Genomic DNA, 13,976 nt, shown 5'->3' with positions numbered 1-13,976 from the left:
TGTGCCCTGCTGAGGGCGGGCAGCCTGGAGCCACGCAGCCAGGACTGCCTGCACTGGCCATATCTATACTGGTCCTATGACCAAAGCCGTGACGGCCACCTCTGCCTCAGACATCCAGCCAGGTGCTGGAGGCGTTGTCTTCAGTGCTGCTGGGCATGTCCTCCTGGTGGAGTACCGTGGGGGCGGCTGGACCTTTCCCAAAGGCCACCTGGAACCCGGCGAGACACCCACGCAAACGGCAGTGCGCGAAATCCTAGAAGAGACGGGCGTGCATGCTGCCGAACTGGCTTGGCTGCCGCCCACCCACTACACCAATTCACGTGGGCAGCGGCGCATGATTGACTGGTTTCTCATGCAGGCCCACAGCACAGAAGTGCAGCTGGAAGACACCTTTGGGGACGGCGGGTTTTATGAGGTGCAGGAGGCCGCCCAGCGGCTGAGCTTCCCCGAAGACCGCCAGCTGCTGTGGCTGGCCGAGGAACGCTGGGCACGGCTCCGTGGCTCTGCTTCTGGCCCGCTGTACGCCCTAGGCGAACGTCACCCACAGCTACATCCCAGTGCCTACGTGGCCCCTACGGCGGCAGTGATTGGCACGGTAGAGCTGGCCGAGGAAAGCTCGGTGTGGTTTGGTGCGGTTCTGCGGGGAGATATCGAGCCTGTGCGCGTAGGCGCACGCTCGAATGTGCAGGACGGTGCAGTGCTGCACACCGAACGCGGCCATCCCTGCATCCTGGAAGAGGACGTGACGGTGGGACACGGGGCCATGGTGCATGGAGCCCACTGTGCACAGGGCAGCTTGATTGGCATGGGAGCCACCCTGCTGAGCGGGTCACGGGTGGGCCGGGGCGCAGTGGTGGGCGCGGGTGCCCTACTGCGTGAGGGCGACACTGTGCCTGATGGCATGGTGGCTGTCGGCGTCCCGGCGCGGGTGATCGGTCCAGCAGGCCACTTCGAGAATGCCTCCCGCTACGTGGCCAATGCCCAGCACTACCGCCAGCACCTGCGGCCACTCGGCGGGCTAGTGCAGGGCCAGCCAGCGGCAAGCACCACTGAGCCTGAAACTCACTGAGCCTGACGCGCCTTGCCCCTTACGGTAGACTGAGCCACATTGGCGGCCTGCCGCCCTGGAGAGGACCCATGCCTGAAGGAGACACCCCACGCGCCACCCGCACCAGCCGCCGCAGCGAAGCGGCCAAAGCGGCTGTTCCAGTGTCCGCCGCCGTCCCGGAGCTGCCGCGCCTGCGCCCCCGGTTTCAGGAGGTGCAGCCTTTTCTGGCCCGCTTTTTGCCGGACACGCCTCCCAGCCAGCTGGGGCTGAATACTGAATTTTGCGACCTGTACATTTATCTGTCGCATTTGCAGGTGCAGGGGTGGAGCGGCTACCTCCACGCTCAGGCCGAGGGACACAGCGTCTGGGTCCTGCTGCTGCGGGGCCGGCCCGTGGCTGCAGCTTCTGACCGGCTACACAGCGGCAAAAATGTACCTACTGAGAGCATCGTGGGGCAACAGGCGCTCGGCGAACTGATTCTGTCCTACCAGGGCGGAGCGAGCCTGAATGCTTATCCGCTGCCGACCACTTATGCCGAGCTGCTGAGCGGCCTGGGCGCGGGAGCCCAGAAATTTGAGCTGAGCCCCAGTTTTAGTGGCGTGTACGCTCGTCCAGACGGCGCAGTACTGTACGCCCAGGGTGAGGCCATTGCTACCCTGGACGCCACTTTGCCCTATGAGGCGGCTTTCCCGGTGAGCGGACCGCCACAGCCGCTGGTACTTCCCCGGCATCTGGCAGGGTGGGCTCATGCCACCTACGCGCCCACCCTGCGCGGACGGGACGTCCTCAGTCCGATTACGGCGGCCCACGGCGAGTTCCGGGCCGAGTTTGGTCAGGGCCTGCCGCTGCTGCTGATCACGTCTTTGGTTCACGGCCTCAGCCCCGCCGAGTTCGCTCTGGAGCACGACACGCCCCTTTCAGAGATCGAGCCGTGGCTGACCCGCTTCCGGGAGCAGGGATACCTTGTTCGCTAACACCGAAGAAGGAGCCGTATGATTCCGGGCCCCGGCGAACTGCTGTTGGTACTGGGCGGGCCTCCTGAACTGCCCAGCCGCCTAGAGGCCGAATTGATCGGCGTGAGCGTCCGGCCAGTCACCGACGTGGAGATGCTGCTGCGCCTGCCTGAACAAACCCGGCCCGGCGCAGTGGTGATCGTGAGCGGGGCCGCGCCAGGCAACTGGACGGAGGTGCTGCCCCTGCTGCGGCGGCATCATGGCCTTGAAGGAACGAGCTGGCTGCTGCTGGACCGCCCTGACCAGTGGCCTTCCCTGCTGGAAGCGGGAGCAGATGTGACCTTGCCGGTGAGTACGCCACCGCACCTGCTGGCTGCTCAGGCCGAGGCCCTGCTGCGGCGAGCGACGGCTCAAGAAGCGCTGCGCTTTCAGCTGCGGCAGGTGGAAAGTGCTCTGGAGGGCTGGGAGCGCGAGGAGCGGGTACGCGACCAGTTGGTCCACATGCTGGTCCATGACCTGAAAAACCCGATCACGGCCATCTTGGGCCTGCTGGAAGTGGTGGCCGACGACCCCCGCTTGCCGCCCGATGCCAAGGACCTGCTGGAAGTGGCCCGCGACGAGACCAGCCACCTGCTGCACCTGTCGCTCAACATGCTGGACGTGCGCAAGATTCAGGCCGGGAAGATGCACCTCAAGCGTGAGCTGCTCAGCCGCGATCACTTGGAGCAAATTGTGCAGCAGTCGCTGGGCGATGTGGGCGCGGGCCTGAGCGACCGCCAAGTCAGCATTGGTCTGGCCCCCATGTCGCCGCTGAGCGCTGACCCCACCATGCTGCGCCGGGTACTGGCCAACCTGCTGAGCAACGCACTCAAGCACACCACGCAGCGCGGCTCAATCCAACTGGAGACCCAAGTGAGTGGTCATGAATTGCTGCTGAGCGTCACGGACGACGGCGAGGGCATTCCCGCCGAGGACATCCCCCGGCTGTTTGCTGCCTTCGAGCAATCGCGCCTGACCCTACATGGCCGCTTCGACACCGGTATGGGGCTGGCATTTTGCAAGCTGGCCGCCGAGGAGCATGGGGGCCGCATCTGGGTAGAGTCCGAGCGTGGCCGAGGGTCCAAGTTCACACTGGCCCTGCCGCTCAGCGGCCAAGACGATCAGGACGATGTGGAGCTGCTGTTCTAGCGCATCTGGACTTGAGCATGCAGAGACAGGGAGTGTTTGACGGTTTGTTTGGGCACTCTTAACCCGCGCAAAGCTCCAGAGGCTGTGCTTGCTCTGATGTCGTAACGGCGGACGATGAACAGCGAGCCTTCCTATCATTGCTGCAACGCAGGCAGGGCAAGCAGCGGGTTCTTCCCAACTGCTTGCCCCTGTTGCTCGGCTAGTCTGCTAAGCCCACTTGACCAGGCCCAGCTCAAAGTCGTGGCTGAGGTCGGGCAAGTGGGGATACAGGCGCACACCCACCTCGTACATGCCGCTGCGGTCCAGCGAGACGGTGGCCGCGTACTCGCCGCCCTCCTGGCGGTCCATCGGCACGCGCTCGACCCGGTGGCCCCGGCGCAGCACCACTTCGGCCCGCAGTTCCTCGGGGGCGATGCGGGCGGGGTTGACCTGGGCCGTGATCTGGACCTGCTCGCCCGGCTCGGCGGTGGTGGGCAGATGATGGGTAGCGCTGAGCGAAACCTGCGGCCACTGGTTCTCAATCCAAGCTTTCCACTCCGCAATTTCGCGGGCCCGCCCGCTGCTGCCCGAAGCCAGCAGGGCGCGGCGCTCGCTGAGCGGCAAGTAGTAGCACTGCACGTAATCAATCACCTGGCGCTGCATCGAGAACTGGGCGCTGACCGATTCGATGGCGCTGCGGACCACTCCGGCCCAGCCACCCGCCTCGCCGTCCCGCTCGCCATAGTAGAGCGGCACGATGGTCTGCTCGAGTGTCTGATAGAGGCTGAAGGCGTCGGCATCGTCCTGCACCGCTTGGTCGGCGTACTCGCGCTCTTCACCAATCGGCCAGCCGTTGGCGTTGCCGTCCAGGTGGCCTTCGACCCACCAGCCGTCCAGCACACTGAAATTAGGGCTACCGTTGAATGACGCCTTCATGCCACTGGTCCCCGAGGCTTCCAGCGGGCGGCGGGGGTTGTTCATCCAGACATCCACCCCCTGCACCAGACGGCGGGCCACATGCATATCGTAATTTTCCAGAATCACGATCTTGCCCCGGAATTCAGGCAGCTGTGAGACGCGGTAGATTTCCTGAATCAGCGCCTTGCCGGGGTTGTCGGCGGGGTGCGCCTTGCCCGCAAAGACGAACTGCACCGGACGCTCCGGGTGGTTCACGATGCGGCTGAGGCGCTCGCGGTCACGCAGCAGCAGCGTGGCCCGCTTGTAGGTGGCAAAGCGGCGGGCAAAGCCGATGGTCAGCACGTCGGGGCTGAGCAGGGTGTCGGTGTAGCCCAGTTCAGCGGCACCGGCACCGTTGCGCAGCAGCATTTCACGCTGATGGTGCCGCACGAACGCAATCATTTCGGCTTTCATTTCGCGTTGCACGTCGGCCAACTGGTCGCCGGTCAGCTGCTCCACGTTTTGCCACAGCTCCGGCTCGTGCAGGCGCTCGGTCCAGTCTGCGGGCATCACCGTGCCCAGCAGGTCGCGCATCCGCTGGCTGGTAAAGCTGAGGTTGTGCGCCCCGTTGGTCACGTGGCCGATAGGGACTTCTTCGGGATACAGGCCGGGGTACAGCCCCTTCCACATATCGCGGCTGACCTGGCCGTGCAACTTGGACACCCCGTTCGCCATGCGGCTCATGCGCAGGCCAAATACGGTCATGTTGAAGGCCGGGCCGTGCTCTTCCATCGCCTCGCTCTGGGCCAGCGAGTAGAGATGCTCGCGGGTGGTATGCAGCTGCGCGGGCCAGCTCCCCAGGTAGCGGTCCATCAGGTCCCAGGCGAAGGCGTCGTTGCCCGCAGGAACCGGGGTATGGGTGGTAAAGAGGGTGCTGCCTGCCGTGAGCTCATGGGCGGTGTGAAAGTCCAGGCCCTGCTCAACCCGCTCGCGGATGCGCTCCAGATTCAGCAGGCCCGCGTGGCCCTCGTTCATGTGCCAGACCTCAGCAGGTGCGCCCGCCGCCCGCAGCGCCCGCACCCCGCCGATGCCCAGCAGCATGTACTGCTTGAGCCGCATTTCCTGGTCGCCGCCGTACAGCCGCGAGGTGAGCAGGCGGTCATCCGGGTGATTTTCGGGCACGTCGGTGTCCAGCAGCAGCATGCGGATACGGCCCACGTTCAGCTGCCACACGCGGGCGGCCACCGTGCGCCCACCAATGTCCAGCGAAATCCGCAGCTCGTCTTGCTCGGGGGTGCGAATGGGGCGAATGGGCAAGGTGGTCAGGTCCAGGCGGTCATACTTTTCTTCCTGCCAGCCGTCGCGGCCCAGGGTCTGGCGGAAATAGCCGTCGTGGAACAGCAGACCCACCGGGGTAAACGGCAAGCCCAGGTCAGACGCACTCTTGCAGTGGTCGCCGGCCAGCACGCCCAGACCGCCCGAATAGATGGGCAGCGACTCGTGCAGGGCGTACTCCATGCTGAAGTAGGCGACTGGCCCCAGGGCCTGCGCGTGGCGGCTGGCCCAGGTGTCTTTTTTGCCCATATAGGCATCGAATTCGGCCATGACCGCCTCATAGCGGCGCACGAACTCGGGGTCGGCGGCGGCGCGGTCCATATTTTCGCTGCTCACTTCCAGCAGGGTGCGAACCGGGTTGTGGCCGTAGGTTTCCCAGATGTCTGGATCGAGGTCGCGGTACAGGCCACAGGCGCGGGGTTCCCAGCTCCAGTAGAGGTTGTAGGCCAGCTCCGAAAGCCGCCCGATGGCCGCCGGCAACTTGGGCAGCACCGTCACTTTGCCGAGAATATTCATGCCTCACAGCTTAGCCCAGGGCGGCCGGACCAGGGTTGCCGGACCAAGAAGAGGTCGGGCAGGCTTCAGCGCGGGCCAGGGCGCACAGCCACGTCGTCCAGCGACACGTCACGCGGGGCGGCCAGCACGTAACGCACCACGTCGGCCACGGTAGCCGGCTGGATAAAGGCGGCGGGGTCGTACGCGGCTTCCTCCTGCTCCCGAATGGCCTGCTGCATCGGCGTGGCCGTGCGGCCAGGGTACAGGCTGGCCACCCGCACCCCGGAGTCGGCCACTTCCTGGCGCAGGGCGTCGGCCAGGGCCTTGAGCGCATGCTTGCTGGCCGCGTAGCTGGCCCAGCCGGCATTCGCCCGCAGGCCCGCGCCCGAGTTGATAAAGACGATGGTGCCCCGCGCCGCCTGCACCGAGGGCAGCAGCAGCCGGGTCAGCTCGGCGGGGGCGACCACATTGACCGCCAGGGTCCAGGTCCAGCGGTCGTGGGTCTGCTCGGCGACTGCGCCCAGCTCGGCCACGCCCGCGTTGTGGACCAGATGGGTGGGGCGCAGGTCGGCGGCGGCGGCGAAGGTATCGGGGCGCAGCAGGTCCAGCTCCAGCAGCTCTGTCCGCGTGTGGGGATGCTGGAGCTGCACCTCACGCTGCAAGTCCTCCAGCGCGGCGCGGCTGCGGCCCTGCAGAATCAGGTCGTGGTCGGGGGCCAGGGCAAAGGCGGTGGCCCGGCCGATACCGCCGGTGGCGCCAGTGATGAGGGTGAGGGGGCGGGAAGCAGGGTTGGTCATGAGGTCAGCGTACCCCGGCCCCACCGTTATCTACACTGAGATCATGCCCGAATTGACCCTGACCCTGCTGCGCGGCGAATATGCCGTGTGCCGCCTGAACCCTGCCGAACCGCTGCCCGCGTGGGCCACCGAGGGCGAGTTCTGGACGGTCAGCCGCACTGCCGAGGAACTGTCAGTGCTGTGCGCGGCGCAGGGGGTGCCTGCCGGAGTGCAGGCCCAGGCTGGTTGGGCGGCGCTGAAGCTAGAAGGACCTTTCCCCTTTGACCTGACCGGCATCCTGAGCAGTGTGCTGGACCCGCTGCGGGACGCCGAGATAGGCATTTTTGCGGTGAGCACCTTTGACACCGACTATGTACTGGTCAGCCGCGCTCAGCTGGCCGGGGCCATGGCCGCCCTGAGAGCAGCGGGGCACAGCGTGCGCGACTAGGGGCTTTCCCTTTCCTGCGCTCTCCTTGCTGGCCTCCACCTCTTGGCCTCCGCCCCTGCGCCAGTTGCTATCATGGCCCGCATGTCTGCCGCTCCACGCTGGCCGCGCCCCGGTCCACCCTGAGCCCCTGGCCTGGAGTCTTTGTTCCGCCCTTCCCCAGCTTTCTGCGTCCAGCGCGGAGAGGGAAGGCCGGATATCGCCGCAGCAATCAGCTTTCCCACTCTGACCGCCTTTCCCGTCTGGAAGCGCGCCGGAGCCGTGACGCCAGGAGTACCCATGACCCAAGCACCATCCGCCCAGTTGCAGGGCGAAATTGACCGCCGCCGCACCTTTGCCATCATTTCTCACCCCGACGCCGGCAAGACCACCATCACCGAGAAGCTGCTGCTGTACGGGGGCGCGATTCAGGAAGCTGGCAGCGTGACTGCCAAGCAGGGCCGCTCGCACACCCAGTCGGACTGGATGAGCATCGAGCAGCAGCGCGGGATTTCCATTTCCAGCTCGGCGCTGACCTTTGAGTACGAGGGCCGCCACATCAACCTGCTGGACACCCCAGGACACCAGGATTTCAGCGAAGACACCTACCGCACCCTGACCGCCGCTGACTCGGCGCTGATGGTGCTGGACGCGGCGCGTGGCGTTCAGGCGCAGACCGAGAAGCTGTTTGCGGTGTGCCGCAACCGGGGCATTCCCATCCTGACCTTCGTGAACAAGATGGACCGCCCCGCGCTCGACCCCTTCGAGCTGCTGAACCAGGTCGAAGAGTCGCTGGGCATCACCGCCGTGCCGCTCACCTGGCCAATTGGCGACGGCCCCGATTTCAAGGGCGTATACGACCTTCAGACCGGGCGGGTGTTGGCCTTTGAGCGCACGTCGGGCGGCAAGCACCGCGCACCTGTACAGACCGCTGGCCTGGATGACCCGCAGCTGGCGGGGCTGGTGGGTGCTGACCTGGCCGCCGCCCTGGCCGAAGCAGTGGAGCTGATTGAAGGCGCCCTGCCCGAATTCAGCCTGGACGCTTTCCTGGCCGGAGAAATGACCCCGGTGTTCTTTGGCAGCGCCATGAACAACTTTGGGGTAGAACACTTCCTGAGCAATTTCGTGGAGCTGGCTCCTGCGCCGGGGCCGGTAGAAACCGACCAGGGCATGCGTGAGCCGACCGAGGAATTTGCCGGATTTATCTTCAAATTGCAGGCCAACATGAGCAAGGCCCACCGCGACCGCACCGCCTACATGCGGGTGATGTCGGGCGAGTTTGACCGGGGCATGGACGTGATTCACGGACGCACAGGGCGCAAGCTGCGGCTGTCGCAGGCCCACACCCTGTTTGCCCAGGACCGCGAAAAGGTGGAAGAAGCCTATCCCGGCGACATCGTGGGTCTGGTCAACCCCGGCGTGTTTCAGATTGGCGACGTGGTGAGCGTGAGCGGCAAAGTGGCGCTGCCGAGCTTCCCACGCTTTACACCCGAAACTTTTGCCAGCGTGTACCTGAAGGACGTGGGCAAGCGCAAGGCCTTTATGAAAGGGCTGACCCAGTTGGCCGAAGAAGGCGTGGTGCAGGTGTTTTATCCCACCGACGGGGCGCGTGAGCCGTTCCTGGGCGCCGTGGGCCCGCTGCAATTCGAGGTGTTCCAGGCGCGCATGGAAGAGGAATACAAGGTGGAAGTGGAAATGAGCGTGACGAGCTACTCGCTGGTGCGCTGGTTGGCCGGTGACGAGGGCAGCGTGGCCCGCTTTGCCCGCAGCATGGAAGACGACCAGGGCCGCCCGGTGATGCTGTTTCGGTCCAAATACGACCTGGACTACACCGCCGAGCAGCACCCCGAAATCGAGTTTCTGCCGCTGCCCAAGGACCTGACCCGCGTCGAATGACGGTTCCTGACCTTAGTTCACCGGACCTCGGCGGGTTTGACCCGGCCACGCTCAGCGCCGCGCAGGACCTGCCTGAAGGGGCTATTAAGGGCCTGAAACTGCGCCGCATCCCGCAGGGCACCAAGGGCAATGCGCGCGTGCGGGCGGGCAAACGCTGGTTCGCGCAGCGCTTTGTGCTGGACGCGGGCGGGCAGCTGCTGGATAGCCGCTGCTCGTGCGGTGAGGCGCTGTGCCTACACCTGGCGCGGGTGCTTGGCAGTGAGCAGCTGGACCGGGCGCAGCAGGCGTTGGCGCAGGCCGAAGCGGAGCAAGGAGCCGCTCAGCAGGACGCTGAGCCGGTCTCCGCAGCCCCAGACACACACGGCAGCCAGAGCCAAGACGCCGAGCCCAGCCGCCGCAAGAAGAAAAAGAAAAAGCGGGCAGGCAGCGGCGCACCAGGAGAAGCGGCGAGCGAACAGGCGGGCCAGGCCCTGCACCCCGCCGAATCCCGCCCAGCAGGCGGGCGAGTCTCGCGGGCACGGGCCGCCGAGCAGTACGGCCCTTTGCTGCGTGGCCTGCGCCGCCCCGACACGCCACGGCGTGGGCAGGCGCTGCGCTACCGCCTGAACCTGATTCCTGATCCCGAAGGTGGCCCCTTTTTGGTCAGTGTGGGCGTGGAGCAGGCCCGCTACGCCCGCTCCGGCACGCTGCTGCCCGAGCAGCCGCTGGACTTGCCGCCCGCAGGCAGCCTGGAGTGGCGGCGCGGCTGGCTGGAGACCCTTCCGCCGGGTGCCGACAGTGACCGTGAGTTGCTGCGCGGCCTGAGCGAATACGGCGACCCAGCCACCCTCAACGATCAGCCGGTGCAGCTGCTGCGGCGCGAACCGCTGACCGACCACCTGCTGGCGGCCCTGCTGGCGACGGGGCGACTGCATGTAGGCAGCGACCCGCAGCCGCTGGCGCCCGGGCCGGCCCGCACCCTGCGCTATGCCTGGGCCCAGCGCCGGGGCGGAGTGCAGCAGTTCGAGCTGCGTGCGCCGAGCGGACTGAGCGACGAGCAATTGTTCGGCCTGCACAGCCGCTGGTATCTGGACCGGGAAAGCGGCCAGCTGGGCGAAGTGGTGAGCCTGCTGCCCGCCGAGGTGGAAACGGCGCTGCTCGCCCTGCCTCCGGTGCCTCCTGAGCAGGCCGCCGCCACCCGGACCCTAATGGCTGTGCAGATGCAGGAGCTGCTGGGCGAGCGGGCGGGCAAATTCCCCTTGCCGCAGGCCATGCAGGAGCATGCCGAAGTGGCCGCGCACCAACCCGTGCTGACGCTCCTGGAAACAGGTGTGCTGGCGGGCCGGGGCAAGCACCGGCAGGTGCAGCCCGTGGCTGTGGCGGCGCTCCATCACGAGTACGCCGGTCAGCGCCTGGACGACACACAGGGTGCGGCCCAGACGCTCTACCGCCGCGACCCCGAAGCCGAAGCCCAGGCCAAGCGCCAACTGACAGGCACGGGCCTGCATCCCTTGAGTAAGCTGTTTCCGCCCGCCACCCAGCCACAGCCCGAACTGGGCGAGCTGGGCTGCCTGTACAGCGTGACCGACCCGGCGGAGTGGTACCACTTCTTGCAGGAGGTGCGTCCCCGGTTGGAAGCGTCGGGCTTCCGGGTAGACGTCACCGCCTCCTTCCCCTATCACTTTGCCGAGATTGAAGAGTGGTACGGCGCAGCCGAAGAGGACGCCAGCGGCAGCTGGTTTGATCTGGAACTGGGGGTCATGGTGGGCGGGCAGCGCCACAGTCTGCTGCCCTTGCTGGCCGGACTGCTGGACCGTCAGCCGGAGCTGCTGGACCCGGCCACACTAGCAGCGCTGCCGGATGACCGCCCGCTGCTGACCGCACTTCCCGGTGGCCGCACCCTGGCCCTGCCTGCAGCGCGGGTGCGTGACATCCTCAGCGTGCTGGTCGAGCTGCACCTAAGCGGACGCTCGGGCGAGCCGCTGCGGCTGTCGGTGCTGGACGCAGGCCGCCTGGCCGAGCTGGACCGCGCCCTGGGCCTGCGCTGGCTGGGCCACCAGGACCTGCTGGAACTGGGGCAGCGCCTTCAGAACTTTGAAGGCATTGCCCCGGCCCGCGCCCCACGTGGCCTTCAGGCCAAGCTGCGGCCCTATCAGCGGCAGGGCTTGGGCTGGCTGCAATTCCTGCGCGAATACGGGCTGGGCGGCGTGCTGGCCGACGATATGGGCCTGGGCAAAACGGTCCAAACCCTGGCCCACCTGCTCACCGAAAAGCGCTCTGGCCGCGCCGATCTGCCCAGCTTGGTGGTGGCTCCCACCTCGGTGCTCGGCAACTGGCGCTCGGAAGCTGCGAAGTTCACGCCTCAGCTGAGGGTGCTGACGCTCCACGGCCCGGGCCGTCACCGCCACTTTGGGTCGCTGGCCGACTACGACCTGGTGCTGACCAGCTACGCCCTGCTTCCCCGCGACATCGAAGAGCTCAGGGCGCAGCCGTTTCACCTGGTCATTCTGGACGAAGCGCAGAACATCAAAAATCCGCGCAGCGCAGCCGCCCGCGCCGCACGGGCACTGGACGCCCGGCACCGGCTGGCCCTGACCGGCACCCCGCTGGAAAACCACCTGGGCGAGCTGTGGTCGCTGTTTCACTTCCTGATGCCGGGCCTGCTGGGCAGCGAGCGGCAGTTCGCTCAGCTGTACCGCACCCCCATCGAAAAAGGTGGCGACGCGGCGCGGCAACGTGCCCTGGCCGCCCGCATCCGGCCTTTCGTGCTGCGGCGTGACAAGCGCTCGGTGGCCCGCGAGCTGCCCGACAAGACCGAAGTGACCGTGCGGCTGGAGCTGCAAGGCGACCAGCGCGACCTGTACGAAACGGTGCGCCTGAATCTGGAAGGGCGGGTGCGCCAGGAACTGGAGATGCGCGGCCTGGCCCGCTCCAGCGTGACCGTGCTGGATGCGCTGCTGAAGCTCCGGCAGGCCGCCACTGATCCCCGCCTGGTGCGCCTGAGCGTGGCCGAGCAGGTGCGCCACAACGCCAAGCGCGAATGGCTGCGCTCGCAACTGCCGCAGCTGGTCGAGGAAGGGCACCGGGTGCTGATCTTCAGCCAGTTCGCTTCCCTGCTGGGCCTGTTGGAAGAGGACCTACGCGAGCTGGGCCTGCGCTACAGCAAGCTGACCGGGCAGACCCGCAAGCGGGCCGAGGCCATCGAGCGCTTTCAGAGTGGCGAGGCCGAAGTGTTCCTGATCAGCCTCAAGGCTGGGGGCGTGGGCCTGAACCTGACGGCAGCCGACACCGTGATTCACATAGACCCCTGGTGGAACCCCGCTGCCGAAGCGCAGGCCACCGACCGCGCTTACCGCATCGGGCAGGACCAACCGGTGTTTGTCTACAAGCTGATTGCCGCTAGCAGCGTAGAGGAGCGGATTCTGGACCTGCAAGCCCGCAAGGCAGCCCTGGCCAGCGGGGTGCTGGACGGCGGCCTGAGCAGTGCCGTGCAGCTGACCCAGGATGACCTGGACGCGCTGCTGGCCCCGCTGGAAGCCGGAGATCAAGGGAGCGAAGACGCGGAAGCTGCACCCTTGCCCACCCCGGCCCGCCGCCGCACCGCCGCAGCTGAGCCAGAGAACGAGCAACCAGACAGCGCCCCACTGCCGGACACCCCAGCCTCCAGTGCCAAGCCCGCACGCCGCACCCGCAAGCAGGCCACAGACACGCAAACCCCCGCACAAGCAGGGGCGAAAGGCCGCGCCAAGGTTGCTAGCACGACTTCCAACACTGACCCAGCCCCACTCAAGCGACCCCGCCGCCGGAACACTGCCGCGCCGGGCAGCGAAGACTAGGCACCGTCAGCACAAAAGGACTGGGCCGCAAGTACAACTTCGCGGCCCGGCCTCTTTACGCCTCACTCAGACGAACTGACCGTCTCGCTGCCATACCTCGCCGTCTAGGGTCAGGGTGCCGCCACCCGCCGCCGGGCGCAGGTCGGTAATCAGGTCCCAGTGAATACCGCTTTCGTTCACGCCGCCCGTCTCAGGGTAAGAGCGGCCCAGCGCCAGGTGAACCGTGCCGCCCATCTTTTCGTCAAACAGAATATTGCCGGTAGGCTGCTGAATCCCGAAGTTGGACCCGATGCCGATTTCGCCCAGGCGGCGCGCGCCGGGGTCGGTGTCCAGTGCGGCCAGCAACACGTCCTCGCCCTCGTCGGCGCGGGCGTCTACCACTGCGCCGTCCCTGAATTCCAGCCGGGCACCGCGCACCCACTGCCCACCGTAGATGGTGGGCACACTAAAGGTCACGTAGCCGTTGGCACTGTCCTCGATAGGGCCGGTAAAGACCTCGCCGCTGGGCATGTTGCGCCGTCCGTCCGAGTTGGCCCAGGTGCGCCCCTTCACCGAGAAGGTCAGGTCGGTGCCCGCGTTCTGGATGCGGAACTGGTCGGCGGTACGCAGGCGCTCAATCAGCCCGGCCTGCATCTCACGCACCTCGCCCCAGGCCGCCACCGGGTCGGCGCGGTCCAGGAACATCGCCCGCATCACGAAATCCTCGAATTCAGGCAGGGCCATCCCGGCCTGCTTGGCTGCAAACTCGGTTGGGTACAGGGTCAGGCTCCACTTTTTCTGTGAGCGCACCGCCGCCAGCCGCGCCCCGCTGGCAATCAGGCGGGCCTGGCGCTTGGGGGCACCGCCCGCTGGGTCTTCCGGCGCTTTGACGCGCAGGGTGCCGTCCATTCCGGCTATGTTCTGCACGTCCGCGTCGTGAACCTGATCCAGAATATCGTCGGCGGCCAGCGCGGCGAAGTCGTCCAGCTGACCGGGATATTCCAGGTTTAGCACCGGGCGCGCTCCCCGGCGCAGCACGGCGCGGTACAGCTCCTGCATCAGCGGCAGCGCCAGAGTGGAACTGGCAATCTGGAGGCGCTCACCGGGCTGGGCGTACAGGCAGTAGTCCACCAGCAGGTCAGCATGCTTGGCAGGGTCGTAAGAGATCAGTTGGGGCATGCCTTCCAGCGT

Annotated in this window: 9 protein-coding genes; 6 read left to right on the top strand and 3 right to left on the bottom strand. The window is 66.7% G+C overall.

Features of this window, described 5'->3' with window-relative positions:
* Positions 1–76: 76 nt before the first annotated feature.
* From IE158_RS13720 to IE158_RS03730, 3 genes are all read left to right on the top strand, one after another.
* Positions 77–1,069, top strand: coding sequence for an NUDIX domain-containing protein (locus IE158_RS13720; protein WP_308430668.1), 993 nt, complete (start codon positions 77–79; stop codon positions 1,067–1,069).
* A gap of 68 nt (positions 1,070–1,137) precedes the next feature.
* Positions 1,138–2,022 carry a hypothetical protein gene (locus IE158_RS03735; RefSeq protein WP_189642336.1) on the top strand — a complete coding sequence of 295 codons (885 nt, stop codon included), beginning with the start codon at positions 1,138–1,140 and terminating at the stop codon, positions 2,020–2,022.
* An 18-nt stretch (positions 2,023–2,040) separates the two neighbouring features.
* Complete coding sequence (locus IE158_RS03730) at positions 2,041–3,189, top strand: sensor histidine kinase (RefSeq protein ID WP_189642335.1); 1,149 nt, start codon at positions 2,041–2,043, stop codon at positions 3,187–3,189.
* A 207-nt stretch (positions 3,190–3,396) separates the two neighbouring features.
* On the opposite strand, the gene glgP is transcribed toward IE158_RS03730, so the two are convergent.
* A complete protein-coding gene (gene glgP, locus IE158_RS03725) occupies positions 3,397–5,916 on the bottom strand; it encodes an alpha-glucan family phosphorylase (RefSeq protein WP_189642334.1) in 2,520 nt (839 codons plus the stop codon).
* A 65-nt stretch (positions 5,917–5,981) separates the two neighbouring features.
* Positions 5,982–6,692, bottom strand: coding sequence for an SDR family oxidoreductase (locus IE158_RS03720; protein ID WP_189642333.1), 711 nt, complete (start codon positions 6,690–6,692; stop codon positions 5,982–5,984).
* Positions 6,693–6,735: 43 nt separating this feature from the next.
* On the opposite strand from IE158_RS03720, the gene IE158_RS03715 reads away from it, so the two are divergent.
* From IE158_RS03715 to IE158_RS03705, 3 genes are all read left to right on the top strand, one after another.
* A complete protein-coding gene (locus tag IE158_RS03715; RefSeq protein ID WP_189642332.1) occupies positions 6,736–7,119 on the top strand; it encodes an ACT domain-containing protein in 384 nt (127 codons plus the stop codon).
* A 276-nt stretch (positions 7,120–7,395) separates the two neighbouring features.
* Positions 7,396–8,991, top strand: a complete 1,596-nt coding sequence (locus tag IE158_RS03710; protein WP_189642331.1) for a peptide chain release factor 3 — start codon at positions 7,396–7,398, stop codon at positions 8,989–8,991.
* A complete protein-coding gene (locus tag IE158_RS03705; RefSeq protein WP_189642330.1) occupies positions 8,988–12,806 on the top strand; it encodes a DEAD/DEAH box helicase in 3,819 nt (1,272 codons plus the stop codon). The genes IE158_RS03710 and IE158_RS03705 overlap by 4 nt, the downstream gene beginning before the upstream one ends.
* A 66-nt stretch (positions 12,807–12,872) precedes the next feature.
* Here the strand turns inward: IE158_RS03705 and IE158_RS03700 are convergent, their stop codons facing one another.
* On the bottom strand, positions 12,873–13,964 hold the full coding sequence (locus IE158_RS03700; RefSeq protein ID WP_189642329.1) for an aminopeptidase: 1,092 nt from the start codon (positions 13,962–13,964) through the stop codon (positions 12,873–12,875).
* Between the last annotated feature and the right edge of the window lie 12 nt (positions 13,965–13,976).

The organism is Deinococcus piscis, assembly GCF_014653275.1.
Taxonomy (GTDB): Bacteria; Deinococcota; Deinococci; order Deinococcales; family Deinococcaceae; genus Deinococcus; species Deinococcus piscis.
This window is presented reverse-complemented; position numbering and strand designations above follow the sequence as displayed.

Excerpts from the sequence above, each read along its gene's own strand:
- IE158_RS03705 (WP_189642330.1), top strand. The coding sequence starts at position 8,988 with ATGACGGTTCCTGACCTTAGTTCACCGGACCTCGGCGGGTTTGACCCG.
- IE158_RS13720 (WP_308430668.1), top strand. The coding sequence starts at position 77 with ATGACCAAAGCCGTGACGGCCACCTCTGCCTCAGACATCCAGCCAGGT.
- IE158_RS03730 (WP_189642335.1), top strand. The coding sequence starts at position 2,041 with ATGATTCCGGGCCCCGGCGAACTGCTGTTGGTACTGGGCGGGCCTCCT.
- glgP (WP_189642334.1), bottom strand. The coding sequence starts at position 5,916 with ATGAATATTCTCGGCAAAGTGACGGTGCTGCCCAAGTTGCCGGCGGCC.
- IE158_RS03735 (WP_189642336.1), top strand. The coding sequence starts at position 1,138 with ATGCCTGAAGGAGACACCCCACGCGCCACCCGCACCAGCCGCCGCAGC.
- IE158_RS03710 (WP_189642331.1), top strand. The coding sequence starts at position 7,396 with ATGACCCAAGCACCATCCGCCCAGTTGCAGGGCGAAATTGACCGCCGC.
- IE158_RS03700 (WP_189642329.1), bottom strand. The coding sequence starts at position 13,964 with ATGCCCCAACTGATCTCTTACGACCCTGCCAAGCATGCTGACCTGCTG.
- IE158_RS03720 (WP_189642333.1), bottom strand. The coding sequence starts at position 6,692 with ATGACCAACCCTGCTTCCCGCCCCCTCACCCTCATCACTGGCGCCACC.
- IE158_RS03715 (WP_189642332.1), top strand. The coding sequence starts at position 6,736 with ATGCCCGAATTGACCCTGACCCTGCTGCGCGGCGAATATGCCGTGTGC.